This window comes from Sinorhizobium sp. Y406 (assembly GCF_058732025.1).
In genome coordinates, this window is record NZ_CM178974.1 from 1919216 (window position 1) to 1937375 (window position 18160).

Sequence of the window (18160 nt, forward strand, 5' to 3'; positions counted from 1 at the left end):
TCCCAAGCCCGCTCACAGATAGGGCGAGATGCACGCCCTCCGCGGCCCGTTATAGGGCTGGAACGTGTTGTCGTAGGCGCGATACGAGCGATAGCGCGCGTAGCACCAGCGCGTATGCGCACTGCCGCCTCCACCGTAATAGCGCGGCTGCGCCAGCACGCCACCTATGAGAGCGCCGGCCGCCAGGCCGCCGATGACCGCGCCGAAATTGCTGCCGCGGTGGTGATGACGGTGACGGTACCGATCACGGTAGCTGTAGCGGTGGCGGCGATCGCGGTCGTAGCGATGACCCCGGTCGCGATACCAGCGGCGGCAGGAGCCCGGATTGCGGCAACGGTCGTTCGCGTTGTTCTCGCCGCGCTCGTAAGAGAACTGCACGCGCTGAACGTCTGCGGCCTGCGTTTTGGCCGTCGGCACGATTGGAAATGCCATCGCTGGCGGAACGCCGCTCAAGGCGGTTGCCAGCGACAGGGCAAAAATTGCTAACCTCTTCATTGGCTTCACCATTTTCCTTTGCACAGAGTCCCTTCAGACAGGAAAATGGCCGAACGACGAAATTGTGCCCCATAGGGGGAGACGATCACGAGATGTTGATGGCACGTGATCGAAAATCGATTGCGGCCCGCGCCTCATTACAACGCCGCGCGTCTTTTCAGACGCGCTAACGTCGTTGTAACTCTTTGAAGCTGCGCATCGAGCTCGCCGAAAATCGGGCACGATTTTCGGGCCGATGCGCCGGAGGCGCAAAAGTTGCTGTTTTTACCAGGGCTGCGTTGTCCTCGCCCTGGTCCGGGAGAGATGTGTCAGGATAAAATTCCTATTCTTGAATAAACGAATAATCCCTCTCCCCATGTTCGCGCAAGCCCTTGTCGAAGAGAAGGGCGTTCAAACCACGCTTTAGCCACAACAATTGCGGCTCCGGCATCATCCGCAGCCCTTCATAATCCATGACGCAGACATTGAAGACCGTCGTCTTCACCTGCCGCCCCTCCTCGCATCTCAAGAGCACGCCTTCGAGCCGCATCATCGTGTCGGCAGCCTTCCTGGCCTGGCGGTGGCGCGCCTCGCTCGTCTCGCCGGCATGCCCCTTGACGCGGCCGATGACCTGTGCGCGCACGCTCGGAAAGGGTATGCCGGTCAGGTGATAGTAGCGCGTCATCACCGCGGCATAGTCGTCGCCGGCCTGCCGCTGCGTCTCGGTGATCCGCCCGTCGAGAAAGAGCCGGCCGAGCGTATAGCCGGCAAAGGCGCTACCGGTCTCGAGCCCGTGCATGCGCTTGCGCGCCGCAAGCGCCACGGCCATCGCCTCCTTTTCGTTTTCCCGCCGTGACCATTCCGGCTTGATCTTGCCGCAGGCGAAGCGTTCGGCATCGGCCTTGCGCGGACGGCCGAGTTGCGCCTTGCGTTTCGCGCGCAGCTTCTGGGCCTTGCTCATCATCGGACTATCCTTTCAAATTCGGGAGAAAGCTGGGGATGCGCTGCGGCACGGACATGATTCGATTTCTCCGCTGCCGTCCGCAAGCCGCTGAAAGTGGCGGATTAATCAGAGTGACCGGTCGTGGCTTTCACCACGGCAAGCACTGTCGTGTGATCCCGCCGGAAGATGCGGCCGATGCGGGGCAACGACAGGTCCGGGCGGCTTTCGTAGACCGCCCGCATGCAGGCATGCCGGGGCTTCACCAGCCGGCGTTCGCGGCGGACGCTGATGACGTCCTCCCAGCTCACGCCCGGAAAATCCGCGAGCACGTCGGCAACGATCGTGTCGATGGATGGTCTTTCCTCGGTCCGGTCCGAATCGACACCATCCGATTGCCGCCCCCCCAGCAGCGCTTTCGCCTGCGCCAACAGGCGCGCCTCCGCATCGGCAAGATCAGCCTCCAGCGTAGCGATCCGGCGCGCCTTGGTTGCGTTGTCGGCGGTGAGTTCCGAAAGCTCGAACCGAAGTTCCGCCATCGCGGCCGATCGGCCTCCGCCGTCCCCGGCGCGGACCAGCCGTTCGCGCACCGCCCGATAATGCCGCTGCTGCCTTGCACTTTGCGAATTCTCCATGCACTCACTCCTTGTATTTTTAAGCACTCGCCCGCGCCACGAGTCGCAAGACGAAGTCCCGCAAACCGGCAGGCGAACCGCCACGAGGCCTTCAGCGACCTCGCCGCCAGATGACATCGTTGGTGTTGTAATGTCAACATGATTTATGTTATACGTGTTGCTATGTTCCAAGTTATGAGCGAAAAAGCTGACAGGTTGCGCCAGGCGCGCATTAGAGCGGGCTTCCGTTTTGCCTCCGATGCGGCGAACGCCCTCGGCATCGTCGCCTCCACCTATCGGGCCCACGAGAATGGCCAGAACGACTTCGACCTCGATGAAGCCGACTTTTATGGGCGCAAGTTCAACGTCGACCCTTACTGGCTCATGCGCGGGGCTGGCCATACTCAGACGAATGGCGGTTCGGCGCCCTCTGCCCATCCGGTGGAAGTCGAAGAACCGAACGCGACGATTGGCGCCAGCGTGCTCGGCAAAAGCAAGAAAATTCCCGTCTTCGGCCAGGCCGTTGGCGGTGTTGACGGTGAATTCCTGATGAATGGCAGTGTATTGTTCGAAGTCCTGGCGCCGCCGGTTCTCTCCGATATATCCGAGGCTTATGCCGTCTGTGTCTCCGGCGAATCCATGTCTCCGCGCTATGAGGACGGGGAAATCTGCTTCGTCGATCCGGGCCGCCGCGTGAAAAAGGGCGATTACGTCATCGCACAAATTCGCCTCGAGGAAGACGGCGCCCTGCTCGCCTATGTCAAAAAGTTTGTGCGCCACAACAGCTCCGAACTCGTGCTCGAGCAGTTCAACCCCGCCAAGGAACTGCGCTTCGACGCCCGCACCGTCCATTCGGTCCACTACATCGCCCTTGCCGGCAACGCCTGAGGGGCGGTCTGCGCTCGCGAATCGCGAGACGCAACACACGCGATCGGGAACAACACGTTACGTGTTGACACTATACGGGTCGCAATGGCATGCTGTCGACCTAAGATGACAACACGAAGGATGTGGTCGAGCGCAAATGTCCATCCCGCGAATCAAGGCCGATCTCCACGGTCACATAGATGCGCTTTTCAGCGCCGATCTGCCGCAGTCGAGCGACCTGGAAAGTCAGGCGGCGCTCGAAATCTTTCTCGTCTCCACCTATTCGAGCCTCGCATCGCTTGCCTGGCATATGGGCGCCGACGGCAGCGTGCTGCAGCGCGAGGCTGTCCCCGCCGCGCAACTCATCGGCGACGTCTTTTTCGAAAGCAACCGCGAACGGGAATATTCACCGGGCAGCACGGATCCGACGCAGCGCCTCCTCGGCACGCACAACCACCGCCAGCAGTTCGGAGGCTCGTTTCGATGAACGCCGAGACCTACGCCATCGCCAATCTCGCCGCCCTCAATCTGATCGAGGCGGTCAGCGCCGCCTATTACGTCACCGACGCCGAGACTGCCGCGCGGCATGAAGGCCGCGCCCGTGAAATGCTGAAGAAGATCGCGGCCGCCATGGGATACGACATCGCCGTCGTCGATCGCGCGCCGCAGCAATACCCCTCGCCTTCCCCCGTGGCCGGCGCCCGCATCAGGCTCGTTTCCGAGCGTGCCGCGGAATAACAAGGATGCTAATACCAAGTCTCGGTTCCTATCATCGAGCCTTGGTATAACATGGCGGCACGATGAATTGCGCGTTCCCCCTCTCTTGAGGCTCGGTCCATGGGCGGCGAAGTGACAGAGCGGTCCTACGCGGTACTACAGCCCGCGGATCTCGAGAGGATCGCAGCGGTGGCGATGCGGGCATTCGCCGGCATCTTCGAGCGCGCGCCGGTCGCCGGCCTCTACAGGGATCGGCTGCTCCTCATGGCGCTCGCCCAGGGAAGTGCGCTCCACTATTTGAACGGAGCGAATGGCATCAAGGATTTCGACGTATGGGCCTTTTTCGCGGCCGGACCGCCAAAGCCGTTTCCCCATCGTAAACGATGGTGCACGGATTTCGGCGCGTCACGCTTCGGCCGGCATCCGGCCGATCGAAACTATTCCGGCCGCCGCGTCGATCTCATGGGGCGTTCGATCGCGATTGCCAAGGGCGAGTGTCCGCAGGACGCCGTGCGGCGCTGGCTCGCCTCGCCCGCCAAGTCGGCAGTCGCCCTACGACAGAAGCCAATCTACTGCCTGCTCCCTCCGAGCGCCTTCGGCGATCGGATCAACTGACCCGCCGTCCGCGCACCGTATCAGTCGTCGTCGGCAGGGCATGGCCACTGGGACGGCGCCGAGATGCCGGCAGGAAGCTTCGTTGCCGCGTCGCCGCAGGTAAGATCGATCTGGTCCTGCATCAGGCCCGAAGCCTGAGAGAGATCGACGCCCTCTATTCTCGTCTGGAACATGAAGGCGCGGCTGAAGTCGATCGGGCCCTCGAACTGCGAGCCGCTGAGGATCGCGCGCGACAGATTGGCCGTCGCGAATCGCGTCCCCGTCAGCACGGCCTTTTCGAAATTGGCGCGTCCGAGTTCGGCCTTTTCGAAATCGGCACCCGTCAGCCGCGCGCCGGTGAAATCGGCGCGTTGCAGCTCCGAGCTGGCAAAGGAAGCATGTTCAGCGGAGATGCCGGTGAAATTGCCGCGATAAGCCTCCACTCTCGAAAAATTCGCCTTGTCCGCTTTCGCACCGGCCAGCGATGCGCGCATCAGCGTCGCCTTCTCGAGATTGGCCGACGTAAGATCGGAGCCGCTGAGATCGGTGGAGGTGAAATCCGTATTGAAGAGAGTGCTGCCCGCCAGATTGCTCCTGCCCAGCATGATCTGCCGCTTGTTGCAGTCGCTCCAATCCGTTCGCGGCTTAGGCAAACTCTTGCAGTCCGCCGCCGCTGCTCCCGAGGCAAGGATCGAGGCGGCCATCGCAACAAGAAGGCCGACAGTTCCCGCGCCCGGCGAGAGCATGCGCCGGCGTCCCGCTCCGCGTCGAATTCCTCCGCACTCGACCCGTCTTGCCGCCCACGAAACCATGTTGTCCCGCCTCCTGCGTGGAAATCCATTTTATTGCGCACGGCCCCCCAATGAAAGCCATCGTTTCCGAAGCGATGCACACTCCATGCCCTGCCGCAAGTGAGCAGACATCATGAAACCGGTTGAAACCGAGAAACACCGCCGGTTGCGCGGCAGGTATTACGCCTCGACGGCCTGGATCGCGGAAACCTGCCAATCGGCACCGCGCCTGCGCAGGAAGGTCCAGAGTTCCACCGCGTCCGTCGGCCGTTCGGGATCGCCGCTGACGACGCGGCCCGTGGCGCGCTCGCGCATCACGTCGATGCTCTCGTAGCGCATCGCAACCGTCGCATAGTCGGTGCCATTCTCATGCCACGCCTCGGCCACGTCGCCCTCGACGAGATGCACGTCCCGCACGTCGTTCTTGAGGCCCTTCGTGGCGTTTTCGCTGAGTTCCTCGGCAAGGTAGGACATCGCCTCGGGCGTCGTCAGCCGCCGAAGCGCCGCATAGTCCTCGGCAGCATAGGCCGCCTGGAGCTGCTTGAGTATCGCCTCGAATTGATCGAGGTCGCCCTGACCGATACCGATCTCGTCATTGTCCCATGCGCTCTTGGCCGACGGAGAGGGTCGGTTTGCCGAGGCGGCGGCTGGGCCCCCGCCGAGCCCCTCGCCGATCCGCGGAATGCGGAAGGACGGGGCAGCGCTCGCAGCCGCGTAGTTTCGCGCGGCGGCAGAAGGCGCCGAATAGGCCGGCTGGCTGCTGCGGCCGAAGAAGCGCTTCGCAAGCGCAATGGCTGCGACGATCAAGCCGACCTGCAGCAGCAGGCCGAGAAAGCCGATGCCGCCGCCGAGCCCATGGCCAAGCAGCATGCCGATCAAGCCGCCCATCATCAGGCCGCCGAGCATCGATCCGCCGAACCCGCCGAAGAGGCCCGGTCGCGACGCCGTCGTCTGGCCCTGCGCCGCCGGCCGCGTCGCAGCCGAAGGTGCCGGCTGCGGCGTCATCGTCCGCTCGATCGGCGCCGCATTGGTCGGCGCCGTCCGGGTAGTCGGCGGCATGGAAAAGGTCCGGCTGCCGCGTGAGCCGAATCCGCCGCCCGCCCTGCGCGCCTCGGCCACGTCGGCCACCGTCACCATCACCGCAAGACCGATGGCGGCCATCGCCAGGACTCGTTGAACACGCTGCATCATTTCCGATCCCGTTTCTCGCTCACGCCGAAGCCGGCCATTTGCTGCCGATATAGACATCGAAGCCGGACAGTTAAAGTCGCTCGTAAGGATTTTGCCGTCCACAGCCGATCAGGGTGCGTCGACAGGAAAGGAAACGGGCGCGATGAACCCCAACTCGAGCAGCTGCGCCGATCCCGAAAAGCGGATCGAATGCTCGTTGGCGAAATCGAATTCGCCGGACTTCTGCAGGTCGTCCAGCATCGTGCGATAGGCGGCAGCTCCATCGAAATACTGCCCATCGGCGACCGCTTCCTCGATTTCTCCTTGTAGTCGGCGAAGAACTTGAAATGCAGCAGCACCCCGGAAATCGGCAGGAAGTTTCTTTGGAATGGCAACGGCTGATGGATGCTTACGCCCAGGCTGCACTCTCTGTCCCAGAAGATCAGCGGATATTTCATCAGCTCCAGCTCATAGGAGAATTTGCGTTTGCGCGGCCCGCCCGTGACGCTGATCGCCCTCTTCGTATGGGTCAGACCGTAACCGGCCCCATCGAAGTGGTCGGCGATTTCCCAGGGCATGCGATCGTCGCCGTCGAGCGTCGCCGATCCGAGCGAACCGACCGGGTACATGTCGAGCATCGGCGCCGCCAGGCGCTTCTCGCCCCGGCTTTCGAGCGCGCGAATGAGGCTCTCGAGCGGCTGCCGCTCGCAGTCCTGATAGAACAGGAACTCGTCGGAATCGACGTTGAGATACCACCGGTCCGTCCCGTAGCGCTCGAACAGCGTCTCGCGCCATTCGCGCCCGCGGCGGGCATCCCGGTAGCGCAACGGCGATCCCCAGACATCCACATCCGCCTGCGACAGCAGAAACTCGCGCGTGCCGTCGGTCGACACATCATCGACACAGATGAAGCGCGTCACGCCGAGCTTGCGATAATGCGCCAGGAAGGACGGCATCAGCTTGAGGTCGTTATGCGTGTTGAATACCACCGGAACGTCGTCCCGGCCGAGCGGCCGCGGCCCGCCTTTGCCAAGGCAGGTCATCTCGATTTCGCGCCTGCGCCGGCGAACCCGTGCGGTCAGCCGAAAGGTGTCGTAACGCGTGATCAAACGATCGAGAAACGCCCTCCGGGGCGGCCCGTTCCGATTGTCGGAAAGGCGAAATGGGTAGTGATGATCGTTCAATTATGTCGCTCCACTCGAGGCCGCGATAGGAGCGTTTATCGGCATGCCGCCGGGATTTCAACTCTGCGCAAGCCAGGCCCCGCGCATTGCCGGAGCGCAACGCGCGAACGCCGAAAAATTTCCCGACAATTGTGAAAAGGGTGCTGGACAAGCCGAACGAAGGCCATTATACGCCCCTCCATACCGCGGCGACGCGGTCCTGGACGGGTGATTAGCTCAGTTGGTAGAGCATCTGACTTTTAATCAGAGGGTCGACGGTTCGAGCCCGTGATCACCCACCATTCTTTTCAAAGCCTTGGCGAACTTCTTGAGCGAGCGCCTTGAAGCGCGATGCACCGGGCCAACGATTGGCTCATAACCTCGCCTCGCTTAACACCGACACGCGGCGGTGACGTCCCGCAAGCGACTATCGGTAGGGCGCTTTGGTGGGTACCAGTGCCTGCCTGTACTTCGGCGCGTCAAGCGCTGCCTGATCGACAACCAGTATGCTCCCCACGAGTGAGATGAGGACGAGTATCAGCGCCACGAATGCGATGCCTGCTTTATCCATTCCCCATCATGGTCGGGCGAATGCGAGCAAAGCGAGGCGCCTGCGGCGCAGATCTTCACCAAAGCCCGTGATGGTTAATTTTGCCTAAACGAATGTAAGCACGTCAGCCACATCCCGCGGCACGTCAGACCATCATCTCACCCCCGGCGATCTTCACCGCATGTCCGCCGATGCGGGCAGTGGAAATCCGGCCGGCGACGACATCGAGATGCAGGTGGATGAAGGAGGGGCGGCCCATTTCGACGCCCTGCTCGATCAACATCGGATGGTGGCCATCCACCAGTTCGTCGAAGACATTGATCGCACCGGCAAGGGCCGCCGCGGCAGCCCCGGTCGCCGGGTCCTCCGCGATGCCCATCTCGGGCGCGAACATGCGGGCGTGGAAGCGCGCCATGTGGTTGATGCCACCGCGACAATAAAGATAGGCGCCGGCGAGCCGGCCTTCGGCGAGCGGCGCGAGCTGCTCCCAGCGCTGAGGATCGAACTCCACGGCCGCCACCGCCGCGATGTCGTGCAGCGGCACCATGACGAAGGGAACGCCCGCGCTCCAGAACGAGATGACGTGATTTTCAAAACCGATCTGCGTCGCCTTGAGACTCACCGCATCGGCGATCGCCTGTCTTTCGAAACGGGCATCGAGCCGGACCGGCTTGCGCGGCAGATCGAATTCGGCAAAGGTCGCCTGCCCCGGTTTCAGCCGCACCGCCGCGCGCACCGGCCCGACCTTCTCCTCGAGCACCTGCATGAGATCGAGCCCTCTTTCGGGCTCTCCGTACAGGTCCTCCGCGATCGCAACCGCCGCGCCGACCGTCGGGTGCCCGGCAAAGGGCAGCTCCTGCGAGGGAGTGAAGATCCTGAGCCGCGCCGAATGGGCGGTGCTTGCCGGCCGGTGAATGAAAACGGTCTCCGAAAGGTTGAATTCCTGCGCGATCGCCTGCATGGCCGCATCGCTCAGGTCATCGGCATCGAACACCACGGCAAGCGGGTTGCCCTCCAGGCGCCTGCTGGTGAAGACGTCGTAGATCGCGTAGCGCCGTGCCATAGATATCCCCTTGCCTGGCAAGACCTGCGCCGGAACCTTGCAACGCCTTGGCCCGAGCGGCAAGACAAAAAGCATCCGATCCGATACGCCGGGTTGCAAAGGACCGAAGCTTCGAAAGGCCCATATATCGCGATCGCAGCGCTTGGCCTCCGCCTTGAAACCCTTCCCCGTTGGAAAGATAACCGTTATCACCGCGCCGCGTCGCTCCGGCGGAGGCGAGCTTTGCCGAAAGAACCTCGACGGGTGCAAGCATGACGAATCGGACGCAGAATGACGGATGAGACGATTTCGCGTCGGCGCCTGCCCGCCGGTGTCTGGGCACTCGGCTTCGTATCGATGTTCATGGACATCTCGTCCGAGATGATCCACGCGCTCCTGCCCGTCTACATGGTCGCTGTTCTCGGCACCTCCGCCTTCACCGTCGGCGTTATCGAGGGAATTGCCGAAGCGACGGCCTCGATCACCAAGATCTTTTCCGGCGCGATCAGCGACTGGCTGGGACGGCGGAAACTCCTGGCCGCCCTTGGCTACGGTCTGGCGGCGCTCACAAAGCCGATCTTTCCGCTTGCCCCTTCCGTCGAATGGCTCATGTTCGCCCGTTTCGTCGACCGGATCGGCAAGGGCATTCGCGGCGCGCCGCGCGACGCGCTCGTCGCCGATATCGCGCCGCCGGAACTGCGCGGCGCCAGCTTTGGCCTGCGCCAATCGCTCGATACGGTCGGCGCCTTCATCGGCCCGCTGCTTGCCATCGGACTCATGTGGCTGACGGCGGATCATTTCCAGGCGGTCTTCTGGTTCGCGGTGATCCCGGCATTCCTGTCCGTCGGCGTGATCCTCATCACCGTGCGCGAACCGGAACGGCCGAAGGAACTGCGCCGGGTACGGATGCCGTTGCGTCGCGACGAGTTGCGCCGGCTCGGACCATCCTATTGGTGGGTGGTCGCCATTGCCGCCGTCTTCACGCTTGCCCGCTTCAGCGAGGCCTTTCTCATCCTGCGCACCCAATCGATCGGTATTGCCCCGGCGCTCGTCCCGATCGTGCTCGTCGTCATGAGTCTCGCCTACGCGCTGTCGGCCTATCCGGTCGGCGTCCTTTCCGACCGCGTCGATCGCTTCACCCTGCTCTTCCTCGGTCTCGCCCTGCTCCTGGCTGCCGATCTCGTCCTCGCCGTGACCACCGGCATCGCGGCGCTCGGCGCCGGTGTCGTTCTCTGGGGCCTGCATATGGGATTCACCCAGGGCCTGCTCACGACACTCGTCGCCGAAACTGCACCACCGGAACTACGCGGAACCGCCTTCGGCATGTTCAATCTGGTTTCCGGCGTGGCTACTCTCCTTGCAAGCATCATTGCCGGCACGCTCTGGGATTTTGCCGGGCCCGAGGCGACCTTCCTCGCCGGTGCCGGTTTCACGGCGATCGCCATCGTGGGCCTCTTTTCCATTCGCTCCCGCTTGAAGCGCCGCAGTTCCAACGGCTGACCCGGTAGGCCATGGGAGCCACCGCGCGGGGTCGCATCTCACTCGGCTGCTTCGACGGGCAGCCCGGCCGCCTTCCATTCGGGATAGCCGTCCTCGAGCCGGCGGACGAGATAACCGCGGGCCCTCAGCTCCGCGACCGCTTCGAAGGAGAGGACGCAGTAGGGACCACGGCAGTAGGCGATGACCTCGCGGTCGGCGGGAAGTTCGTCGAGCCGGCGTTCCAGCTCGCCGAACGGGATGTTGAGCGCACCGGGAAGATGGCCGAGCGCGAACTCGTCCTCGGGACGGACATCGAGGACGGTAGCAAGACCATCGTGCAGCCTCGATACCAGGTCTTCTCGTGATACTGGCTCCAACGTGTCGCGCGCGCGGAAGTAGTCCGCCATAATGCGGTTGACCTCGGCCACGTTTCGTTCACCGAGGCGTCCGAGCGCATTCATCAACGCGACCACTTCGGTGTCGCCGTCAAGGCGATAGAGCACGTGCTTGCCGCGGCGTTCGGTCTCGACAAGGCGCGCGCGCCGCAGGATCTGAAGGTGACGCGACGTATTGGCGAATGTGAGGCTCGCTCTGGCGGAGAGCTCTTCGACGCTTCGCGCCCCTTGCGCGAGGTGCTCCAAGAGTTCGAGCCGGTGCGCGTGGCCGAGCGCCTGTGCCACCTCTGCGAGACTTTCATAGATCGCCTGTTTCGGTTTGGTACTTGACACGACACCTCCTCAATATATCATTCAGCGGATCAATTGAATGTAATCATACCCTTTCTCAGCGAGAGCGCAAGCTCATGATCCTCCGCCAGTTCCTGCACGCCGGCCCGGTCGCAATTTCCTACCCCTTCGGCTGCGGCGGCAAGGCCACCGTGGCCGTTGTCGATCCGGTCGGCGACATCAATGTCTATCTGCGCGCGGCCGAAGACGCCGGCATGCGCATTCACTTCGTCATCGACACGCATGTCCATGCCGACCATTTGTCGGCTGGCCGCACGCTCGCGGCGGCGGCCGGCGCCGAGTACGTGCTCTCGGCCAATGCGGATGTGTCGTTTCCGTTCAAGGCGGCGCGCGACGGCGACGTCCTGACGCTCGGCAACGTCACCGCCACGATGTTGCACACCCCCGGCCACACCCCCGAGCATCTCTCTCTGCTCGTCACCGACCACACACGCACCGAGGAACCCTGGTTCGTTTTCACCGGCCATACGCTGATGGTCGGCGATCTCGGCCGCACCGAGCTCGCCGTAAGCGCCGAAGAGGGCGCAAGAGGCCTGTTCCAGAGCGTAAGCCGGCTCAAAGCGCTTCCCGACTATGTCGAGATCCTCCCTGGCGCCCATGCCGGCTCGGTCTGCGGCCGGCGGTTGAGCGGTAAGCCATGGTCCACCATCGGCTTCGAGAAGCGTCACAACGAGGCATTCCGTATAGAAGAGGAAGCGGAATTCATTCGCTTCATGCTCGCCGAGATTCCTCCGCCCCCACCTGAGGCCGCAGCGATCAGAGCCGCCAATTCCGCCCTTGAGGCGGCCGCGATATCAGGAAGGCCGGCTCCTCATCAGTCCAGGCAATGACGACTCCAACCGTCAGTTTGGGGCTCAGGGAGAACTGGCGGCAATTCGCACTCCTCGTGCTGATCAACGCCTTTGTAGGCGGCATGGTCGGCATCGAGCGCACCGTCGTTCCGCTCATCGGTTCGGAAGAATTCCATCTCGCCTCCACGACACTCATCGTCTCGTTCATCGTCAGCTTCGGTATGGTGAAGGCCTTTGCCAATCTGGTCTCCGGCCAGTTCGCCGATAGCTGGGGGCGAAAGCGCGTCCTGGTTCTCGGCTGGCTCGTCGGCCTCCCGGTCCCCTTCATGATCATCTGGGCGCCGAGCTGGGAATGGATCATCGCCGCCAATGCCCTTCTCGGCATCAATCAGGGGCTTGCCTGGTCGATGACCGTGATCATGAAGGTCGATCTGGTCGGGCCGAAGTCACGCGGACTGGCGGTGGGGCTGAACGAGTTCGCGGGCTATCTCGCCGTCGGCGTGACGGCGTTCCTCACGGGCGACCTCGCATCGGAATATGGACTGCGTCCGGTGCCGATCTATCTCGGAATCGGGTATGCGGTTCTGGGCAGCGCGCTATCGGTCCTGCTCGTGCGTGACACACGCGACCATGTTCATTTGGAAGCCTCGTCACATGCTCGACAAGCTCTGCCGATCAGCTTCCGTGAAGTCTTCGCGCTCACCTCGTTCAAGGATCGCAACCTGTTCGCCGCCTCGCAGGCCGGTCTCGTCAACAATCTCAACGACGGCATGAGCTGGGGCATGTTTCCCCTGTTCTTCGCCTCCTTCGGTTTGGGCGTCGAGCGCATCGGTATCCTCAAGGCGATCTACCCCGCGACCTGGGGCATTCTGCAGATCGCCACCGGCCCCTTGAGCGACCGCTGGGGGCGCAAGGGCCTGATCGTCGCCGGCATGTGGGTGCAGGCAGCCGGTCTGTTCCTGACCGCGGCGACGGGCCGGTTCGAATGGTGGCTCGTCGGCAGCCTGCTTCTCGGCCTTGGCACGGCCATGGTCTATCCGAGCTTGATCGCCGCCGTGTCGGACGCCTCGCATCCGGCCTGGCGCGCCCGTTCGCTCAGCGTCTACCGCTTCTGGAGGGATCTCGGCTACGCAATCGGTGCGCTCTCCGCAGGTCTCATCGCCGATCGCTTCGGGCTTTCGGCAGCGATTGCATCAATCGCCGCCCTGACCTTCGTCTCTGGTGCCATTGTCGCGGTGCTCATGCGCGAGCATGCGGCGAGCGCTCTTGATCCTGCGCAACGGACCACGCCGGCCAGTGAAGCAGAATGAGATTTGCGAAGGAGGTGCCAATGCGGGAAGTTCGAGGGATACGTCAAAACAAAAAGCCAAGCGGTTGAAGCGTTGTACCAACGAAGTCTGCTTATGGAGTCAGACGGGGATTCCGGCGGAAAGGTTCGCCGTTTTCCACAATCCCGCTCTAACCCCCGTTTCGCGCAAAAATCCACTCAAGGATCGGCGGCATGAATCCCGGATAATCGTGCGCCCCGGGGTCCGACGAGCGGATCGCCACCGCCTCGTCGATCTCCGGATGCGGATCGGCCGCGACATGGGCCGCCACCCGCGCGACGATCTCGTCCGCCGCGGATCGCAGCCGAAACACGCGGAAGACGGTGACGGTGCCCTCCATATGGATGACCTGCCAGCCCGGTTCGGCATCTGCCTCGCGAAGCACGATCCCCGTCTCCTCCCTCACCTCGCGCGCGATGTTGGCGGCCACGTCGCAGCGCCCGCCGACAATATCCTCCGGTTCGAGCGAGCCGCCCGGGCTGTAGACCCGTCCGGCATTGGCCGTGTGCGCGCCCATGCGAATTGCGATGAAGGCCCCGTCGGAAGAGACGAGCACCGGCATGCCGAAGAGATGACAGGCTCCCGGAGCACGCGTCTTCCGCCACCAGAGAAAAGTCGAATAGGGAACGACATGCGCCTCGGCATCGATACGCCCGTCCGAAATACGGATCGACCGCTGCAGCACCATCTCGCCGTCGAAGAGATGCGGATTCGCCGCGATCTCCTGCCGCCAGTTCTCCCGCACCCTCTCAGCCTGCCCGAGGTGGAACGGATGCGGTCCGGCGCCGACCCTCACATCGACCTCGGAGACGGGAAAAACCGTGCCTTCCGCCGGCCAGTGCGGTTGGTTGCTTTCGATGAGAGCCATGTCAGATATCCAGGGTCATGACCACCGGGCAATGGTCGGAGGCCTTAGGCCGGTCCCAGCCGGTGCGCGGATAACGCTCCACCTCCTGGCCCGCAGGAAAGATCGTCCGGAAAGGCTGGCCGGCGCGGATGATTTCCGGGACGTGGGCCGCGTTGCGGCTGGCGAGCGCCGGCGAGAGCCAGATATAGTCGAGCTGGCAGAGATGCCGCTCCGCGGGTCCCCGGCTGTGGAACAGGGTCCAGCGGTCGAGCACCGGCCGCTTGAGCGTCGGATTTTCGACGAATCCGTCCTTGGTGAAGACATCGAGCGCGCTCATCGTCTCCCGCCGCGGCACGAATTCGTAGCCGTTGCGCCGATCGCCGCGGATCTCCACCTTCTCCTGATAATCATTCATGTCGCCGCAGATGGCGAACATCTCGTCCGCCGTCCGGCCGCGGCCGAAGCGACTCTCGACGATGTGGCGCACAGCCGCGGCCTCCGCGATGCGCTGCGCCATTGTCGCCTGCCGCCCGTCCATCCCGTCGCGCGCCGGTCCCATCGACTTGAAGTGCACGACGTAGAGCGTGAGCGGCCTCCCGCCGATGCTCAGCTCCACTTCGAGGCAGTCGCGCCGGAATATCCGGTCGCCCGGCTGGTTCGTCTGCGCCAGTCGATCATTGAAGAGATCGAGATCCTGATAGGTCAGCGCCGCATGGCTTTTCACATCCAGGCACTCGATCTTCTGCCCATCGCGCGTCTCGTCCCGCATCAGCACCGCCACGTCGATGCCGCGCGAATCGTTGCCCTCGATCAGGTATTTCTGGCGATAGCCGTTGTCGACCATTCGGAAGAGATAGCCATACTCGAAGGCCTGCAGCGCCGCCAAACTGTCGGCCTCCTGCAGGCAGAGAATATCGGCGTCGCAGTCGGCAATCGCCAAGGCCGACATCTGCCGCGTGTCGTCCGTATGCGCGATCGTGCGCGCCTCCTCGAGCCTCTGATACTCCGCCTCGCTGCGCACGTCGAAGAGCCTGAGCACCCGATCCTGCTTCAGCTGGTTGCGGAAGCCGGAAAAGTCGAAACGGCTCATGAGGTTTTCGACATTGAAGGTGGCAAGACGAAGCGACATCAGGCAATCCCGCGGTGAGTTGCGCGGGAGATTAATGCATGTCGCCCGGAAGTGGATAGTGATTTTGGGATAGTGACCTGACGCCGTCACGTCACTCACTCAGTCGTCATCCTCGGCCTCGAGCTGCTCAAGGCCGAGGATGACGGCGGGCGGGCAATGTCAGGCGTTTGCCAGGCCACGCACGTATCGAGGCGCGTTCGGCGTGAAACACGGAAGCTCTAAACGAACTCCAAACTCGCCCCTACCGTCTGACCGCGACCACCCGGCCGCGGCTGAAGTAGGAGAACTGGACCCGGCCGGACTGGTTGCCGCCGATGAGTTGCGCCCGTGTTTGCGACATTTTCGCAAGGATGCCGACGTGATAGCCCCGCCCTGCCCTGACGACGACAACGTCGCCCGGGCGGGCGTAGGCGAGCCGTACCGGGGCGCCGAAGCGCAGCCACGAGCGGGCGATGCCGTATCCTTCCGGCGGCGTGCGGCCGGTCAATCGGGCGATCAGCCCCATGAAATGGCCGCACCAGGGCGTGCGTGCGGGATTGACGCCGAGCACGGTGCGCAGTTTGCGGTTGTGCTTGACTTCGTGCAGACCGGCATATTTCTGGGCCTGGTTGAGCATGCCGGCATAGCTGATATCGGGGGACGCAAGCGCGACAAATGCCGCAGTCAGAAACACCATGACCTTCATGATCTGGTCTCCTAGGATGCGCAAACCGGGCGTCATGCCGGCATGCGCCGCTTCGTCTCCGTCCATTGCGACGAAACGCCCTCCGGAGCGCGGCATGTATTGGCACGCACCAAGCCGCCCGCCGTCAGGGGACCTAGTCCTGAAGGCGGATAGTTTGCTCTGGAAGCAAAGGGCTAGAGCGTCCTTGAAATTATCCGCGCGCTGCTCTCAGCGGGCACCGCGCATCCGTGAAAATGCACAACGAAAAACGCTCTAGCACTTTGTGGCTGCACCTGGCTCCCCGGAAAACCGCTTGCCGGTTTCCGGTTCCCTGTTGCAGCCGGCCGCGACCTGCAATGGCCGTGCCCCAACCTGATGGCGTTCGCTACGCGCGACCTGGAAATCCCCTGCCAGCCGTTGATGGCGGCGCGACTTTGCCGGTCGGGTGGAGCGAAATTATGGCAAGGACCGCAACCCGTGCGCCGAAAGCCGCATTTCTTCCCCGAAATGTCTATTCGGGCAGAGAAAAAGCGGACATTCGACGGCAAACGGCCTCGTTCGTCGGATCAACGGAGGGGCCACTACTCGTCGCCAAACTACACAGCTACTGCTGCCTCGCCGGTTGGCGGGATGGCAACGCCCACCCTGCGTCCCCATTCCTGTGCTCCGCACCGCAGACGCGGCGCTGCTCGACCCCCGTGACAAGCACAGGGGTGAGGGCAAAAGAGGATACGCCAAACCCAAACGACGTTGCTGTCATGTACCGTCACCCGCCGCAGGCGTTCCGATGCGCTGAACAGATATTCAATTGCTTGCCCACGATTACCCGCTGGGCTGCTTAGGTTTGCCCGAACCTGCTTAGCGCACGAGCCGGATCGTGCCCGGATAGTTCAGTTGCTTGTCGGCGAGTTCGGCGCTGCAGTCCATCTTGAACGTGGCATTGCCGATCATGGTGATCTCCTGGGCGATCAGCCGGATGCACTCGCCGCTGGTGAGCCCATTGCCGGAATATTGCAGTTCGGCCACATCCGGCAGGTAGACGATGCCGGTCAGCGATGAGTTGCTGTTGCCGTTGATCACCGCCGGCTCGGTATTCCCATGTTCGGCGACAATCGAGAAACCGGCCCAGTCACCGGTGAGCGACGGCGAGATGTTGAAGGTGGCGCCGCCGCGGATCAAGAGCTCGGCCCCGTTCATCAGGAAGAAGGTGACGCCCTTACCGGTCACCACGGACTGGGCGGCGAGTTCGAGGCGACCGCCGTCGATGATGTAGTTTCCGGGCTCCAGATTGACGCTTCTCTTGACGTCGAGCGTGCCGTAGGTGCCGGGCTTCAGCGTCACCACGTAGCCGTCGGTCTTCTTTGGGGTCTTGCCGGTGCCGTTGCAATCGCCGTTGCCGCCGCCGCCGCTGATATAATCCTGGCCGCAACCCGAGAGATCGACCCAGGCGGACGTCTTCGGCATCGCCTTGCTCGCGAAGGGATCGGGCACGCGCGGCGATCCCTCGACCGCATGGTCGCAGGCAAGCGTGATGTCCTGCGGCGAGCCGTAGATGGCCCCCGCCGCATAGAGACATTCCGCTTTCAGCGTGCTCGTACCACCGACATAAATGGACTCACTGTAGTTCGAATTGGAGACGACGGCGCATCCGGTCAAGTCCACGATCGCGCTGCCGCTGACATTGAAGCCCCGCTGGGCCGTATAGTGAAGGGCCAGGATACAGGCTTCTGCGCCCGCGGCTCTCGCCGCCACCGCCTGGCGCCGGATCTGGAACGGCGCCCGCTCGAGGAACAGCGGCGCATATGCCACGGCATATTCCGCCGTGGCCGTGTCTTCGTTGACGTCGCGGGTGAAGCTCACCTTCAACGCCTCCTGCGTCGGGGCGTCCATCGGCGAGGCCAAAGCTTCGGCCACGACATCCTGCGGCAGCGAATAATTGCTCCAGAAGAACTTCGCGCCTTCCTTTGAGGCGGCGTCTTCGGTCGCCCCCTCGCCATAGGCTCTCACGGATCCGAGCGCCGCGGCATCCAGTGCATTCTGGATCTTTTCCGCTTCGAGATAGGCGCCGACGAAATCGAGCGCCAACGCCGCTGCGCCTATGATCGGCACGAAGGCGATGGCGCCCAGTACCGCAAAATTCCCGTCCCTGCTGTCTGCCAGTTTCCCGAATTGCGCACGGAACCGCTTGGCCATCATAGCCTTCCCCCTCCGAAACAGGAAATGCCGGCCACTTAAGCATCATCGAATTCACGTT

The 18160-nt window shown here is 63.1% G+C and carries 19 protein-coding genes, 1 tRNA gene and 1 pseudogene; 8 read left to right on the forward strand and 13 right to left on the reverse strand.

The features are described 5' to 3' along the window. Positions 1-12: 12 nt before the first annotated feature. From AC4P1R_RS09225 to AC4P1R_RS09235, 3 genes are all read right to left on the reverse strand, one after another. On the reverse strand, positions 13-495 hold the full coding sequence (locus tag AC4P1R_RS09225) for a BA14K family protein (RefSeq protein WP_273361513.1): 483 nt from the start codon (positions 493-495) through the stop codon (positions 13-15). A gap of 322 nt (positions 496-817) precedes the next feature. After that, complete coding sequence (locus AC4P1R_RS09230; RefSeq protein ID WP_151611421.1) at positions 818-1438, reverse strand: hypothetical protein; 621 nt, start codon at positions 1436-1438, stop codon at positions 818-820. Between the two features lie 101 nt (positions 1439-1539). Continuing rightward, complete coding sequence (locus AC4P1R_RS09235) at positions 1540-2049, reverse strand: helix-turn-helix domain-containing protein (protein ID WP_069457350.1); 510 nt, start codon at positions 2047-2049, stop codon at positions 1540-1542. A gap of 174 nt (positions 2050-2223) precedes the next feature. Between AC4P1R_RS09235 and AC4P1R_RS09240 the strand changes: the two genes are divergently transcribed. From AC4P1R_RS09240 to AC4P1R_RS09255, 4 genes are all read left to right on the forward strand, one after another. Beyond that, the gene (locus AC4P1R_RS09240) at positions 2224-2916 is read left to right on the forward strand and encodes a S24 family peptidase (RefSeq protein ID WP_492176710.1); all 693 of its coding nucleotides are present in this window, start codon (positions 2224-2226) and stop codon (positions 2914-2916) included. A 136-nt stretch (positions 2917-3052) separates the two neighbouring features. Beyond that, entirely contained in the window at positions 3053-3382 is a 330-nt protein-coding gene (locus AC4P1R_RS09245) for a hypothetical protein (RefSeq protein WP_151611423.1), read from the forward strand. Next, positions 3379-3633: a hypothetical protein gene (locus AC4P1R_RS09250; protein ID WP_069457348.1), complete on the forward strand. Its 255-nt coding sequence runs from the start codon at positions 3379-3381 to the stop codon at positions 3631-3633. Before AC4P1R_RS09245 ends, AC4P1R_RS09250 begins: the two co-directional genes overlap by 4 nt. 99 nt (positions 3634-3732) lie before the next feature. Continuing rightward, positions 3733-4227, forward strand: a complete 495-nt coding sequence (locus tag AC4P1R_RS09255; RefSeq protein WP_069457347.1) for a hypothetical protein — start codon at positions 3733-3735, stop codon at positions 4225-4227. A 20-nt stretch (positions 4228-4247) separates the two neighbouring features. Here the strand turns inward: AC4P1R_RS09255 and AC4P1R_RS09260 are convergent, their stop codons facing one another. From AC4P1R_RS09260 to AC4P1R_RS09270, 3 genes and pseudogenes are all read right to left on the reverse strand, one after another. Next, complete coding sequence (locus AC4P1R_RS09260; protein WP_069457346.1) at positions 4248-4952, reverse strand: pentapeptide repeat-containing protein; 705 nt, start codon at positions 4950-4952, stop codon at positions 4248-4250. Between the two features lie 225 nt (positions 4953-5177). After that, positions 5178-6185, reverse strand: coding sequence for a Tim44 domain-containing protein (locus AC4P1R_RS09265; RefSeq protein WP_151611974.1), 1008 nt, complete (start codon positions 6183-6185; stop codon positions 5178-5180). A gap of 111 nt (positions 6186-6296) precedes the next feature. Then, positions 6297-7276, reverse strand: a pseudogene (locus AC4P1R_RS09270) (glycosyltransferase family 2 protein). Between the two features lie 280 nt (positions 7277-7556). On the opposite strand from AC4P1R_RS09270, the gene AC4P1R_RS09275 reads away from it, so the two are divergent. Continuing rightward, a tRNA-Lys gene (locus AC4P1R_RS09275) sits at positions 7557-7632 on the forward strand. 125 nt (positions 7633-7757) lie between these two features. On the opposite strand, the gene AC4P1R_RS09280 is transcribed toward AC4P1R_RS09275, so the two are convergent. Then, on the reverse strand, positions 7758-7901 hold the full coding sequence (locus AC4P1R_RS09280; protein WP_165614694.1) for a hypothetical protein: 144 nt from the start codon (positions 7899-7901) through the stop codon (positions 7758-7760). A 124-nt stretch (positions 7902-8025) separates the two neighbouring features. Beyond that, positions 8026-8943 carry a PhzF family phenazine biosynthesis protein gene (locus AC4P1R_RS09285; RefSeq protein ID WP_069457343.1) on the reverse strand — a complete coding sequence of 306 codons (918 nt, stop codon included), beginning with the start codon at positions 8941-8943 and terminating at the stop codon, positions 8026-8028. 270 nt (positions 8944-9213) lie between these two features. On the opposite strand from AC4P1R_RS09285, the gene AC4P1R_RS09290 reads away from it, so the two are divergent. Further along, positions 9214-10422, forward strand: a complete 1209-nt coding sequence (locus AC4P1R_RS09290) for an MFS transporter (RefSeq protein ID WP_492176711.1) — start codon at positions 9214-9216, stop codon at positions 10420-10422. Positions 10423-10460: 38 nt separating this feature from the next. On the opposite strand, the gene AC4P1R_RS09295 is transcribed toward AC4P1R_RS09290, so the two are convergent. Beyond that, positions 10461-11129, reverse strand: coding sequence for an ArsR/SmtB family transcription factor (locus AC4P1R_RS09295; RefSeq protein WP_492176712.1), 669 nt, complete (start codon positions 11127-11129; stop codon positions 10461-10463). 74 nt (positions 11130-11203) lie between these two features. Here AC4P1R_RS09295 and AC4P1R_RS09300 point away from each other — a divergent pair, with 74 nt between their 5' ends. Together AC4P1R_RS09300 and AC4P1R_RS09305 are read left to right on the forward strand one after the other, a co-directional pair. Further along, positions 11204-11977, forward strand: coding sequence for an MBL fold metallo-hydrolase (locus tag AC4P1R_RS09300; protein WP_492176713.1), 774 nt, complete (start codon positions 11204-11206; stop codon positions 11975-11977). Then, a complete protein-coding gene (locus tag AC4P1R_RS09305) occupies positions 11974-13248 on the forward strand; it encodes an MFS transporter (protein ID WP_492176714.1) in 1275 nt (424 codons plus the stop codon). The genes AC4P1R_RS09300 and AC4P1R_RS09305 overlap by 4 nt, the downstream gene beginning before the upstream one ends. Before the next feature lie 148 nt (positions 13249-13396). On the opposite strand, the gene AC4P1R_RS09310 is transcribed toward AC4P1R_RS09305, so the two are convergent. The 4 genes from AC4P1R_RS09310 to AC4P1R_RS09325 form a co-directional block, all read right to left on the reverse strand. After that, positions 13397-14134 (reverse strand): NUDIX hydrolase, encoded by a 738-nt coding sequence (locus AC4P1R_RS09310; RefSeq protein WP_492176715.1) that lies wholly within the window; start codon positions 14132-14134, stop codon positions 13397-13399. A gap of 1 nt (position 14135) precedes the next feature. Then, positions 14136-15242 (reverse strand): endonuclease/exonuclease/phosphatase family protein, encoded by a 1107-nt coding sequence (locus AC4P1R_RS09315; protein ID WP_492176716.1) that lies wholly within the window; start codon positions 15240-15242, stop codon positions 14136-14138. Between the two features lie 241 nt (positions 15243-15483). Continuing rightward, positions 15484-15927 (reverse strand): TIGR02594 family protein, encoded by a 444-nt coding sequence (locus tag AC4P1R_RS09320; RefSeq protein WP_069457386.1) that lies wholly within the window; start codon positions 15925-15927, stop codon positions 15484-15486. 837 nt (positions 15928-16764) lie between these two features. Beyond that, positions 16765-18102: a TadE/TadG family type IV pilus assembly protein gene (locus AC4P1R_RS09325; protein ID WP_492176717.1), complete on the reverse strand. Its 1338-nt coding sequence runs from the start codon at positions 18100-18102 to the stop codon at positions 16765-16767. Between the last annotated feature and the right edge of the window lie 58 nt (positions 18103-18160).

What these genes read in the sequence shown, in the direction of transcription:
- AC4P1R_RS09325 (WP_492176717.1), bottom strand. Translation starts at nt 18,102, where the DNA reads ATGATGGCCAAGCGGTTCCGTGCGCAATTCGGGAAACTGGCAGACAGC.
- AC4P1R_RS09235 (WP_069457350.1), bottom strand. Translation starts at nt 2,049, where the DNA reads ATGGAGAATTCGCAAAGTGCAAGGCAGCAGCGGCATTATCGGGCGGTG.
- AC4P1R_RS09290 (WP_492176711.1), top strand. Translation starts at nt 9,214, where the DNA reads ATGACGGATGAGACGATTTCGCGTCGGCGCCTGCCCGCCGGTGTCTGG.
- AC4P1R_RS09225 (WP_273361513.1), bottom strand. Translation starts at nt 495, where the DNA reads ATGAAGAGGTTAGCAATTTTTGCCCTGTCGCTGGCAACCGCCTTGAGC.
- AC4P1R_RS09260 (WP_069457346.1), bottom strand. Translation starts at nt 4,952, where the DNA reads ATGCTCTCGCCGGGCGCGGGAACTGTCGGCCTTCTTGTTGCGATGGCC.
- AC4P1R_RS09305 (WP_492176714.1), top strand. Translation starts at nt 11,974, where the DNA reads ATGACGACTCCAACCGTCAGTTTGGGGCTCAGGGAGAACTGGCGGCAA.
- AC4P1R_RS09255 (WP_069457347.1), top strand. Translation starts at nt 3,733, where the DNA reads ATGGGCGGCGAAGTGACAGAGCGGTCCTACGCGGTACTACAGCCCGCG.
- AC4P1R_RS09315 (WP_492176716.1), bottom strand. Translation starts at nt 15,242, where the DNA reads ATGTCGCTTCGTCTTGCCACCTTCAATGTCGAAAACCTCATGAGCCGT.
- AC4P1R_RS09280 (WP_165614694.1), bottom strand. Translation starts at nt 7,901, where the DNA reads ATGGATAAAGCAGGCATCGCATTCGTGGCGCTGATACTCGTCCTCATC.
- AC4P1R_RS09250 (WP_069457348.1), top strand. Translation starts at nt 3,379, where the DNA reads ATGAACGCCGAGACCTACGCCATCGCCAATCTCGCCGCCCTCAATCTG.
- AC4P1R_RS09230 (WP_151611421.1), bottom strand. Translation starts at nt 1,438, where the DNA reads ATGATGAGCAAGGCCCAGAAGCTGCGCGCGAAACGCAAGGCGCAACTC.
- AC4P1R_RS09285 (WP_069457343.1), bottom strand. Translation starts at nt 8,943, where the DNA reads ATGGCACGGCGCTACGCGATCTACGACGTCTTCACCAGCAGGCGCCTG.
- AC4P1R_RS09300 (WP_492176713.1), top strand. Translation starts at nt 11,204, where the DNA reads ATGATCCTCCGCCAGTTCCTGCACGCCGGCCCGGTCGCAATTTCCTAC.
- AC4P1R_RS09310 (WP_492176715.1), bottom strand. Translation starts at nt 14,134, where the DNA reads ATGGCTCTCATCGAAAGCAACCAACCGCACTGGCCGGCGGAAGGCACG.
- AC4P1R_RS09240 (WP_492176710.1), top strand. Translation starts at nt 2,224, where the DNA reads ATGAGCGAAAAAGCTGACAGGTTGCGCCAGGCGCGCATTAGAGCGGGC.
- AC4P1R_RS09320 (WP_069457386.1), bottom strand. Translation starts at nt 15,927, where the DNA reads ATGAAGGTCATGGTGTTTCTGACTGCGGCATTTGTCGCGCTTGCGTCC.
- AC4P1R_RS09245 (WP_151611423.1), top strand. Translation starts at nt 3,053, where the DNA reads ATGTCCATCCCGCGAATCAAGGCCGATCTCCACGGTCACATAGATGCG.
- AC4P1R_RS09265 (WP_151611974.1), bottom strand. Translation starts at nt 6,185, where the DNA reads ATGCAGCGTGTTCAACGAGTCCTGGCGATGGCCGCCATCGGTCTTGCG.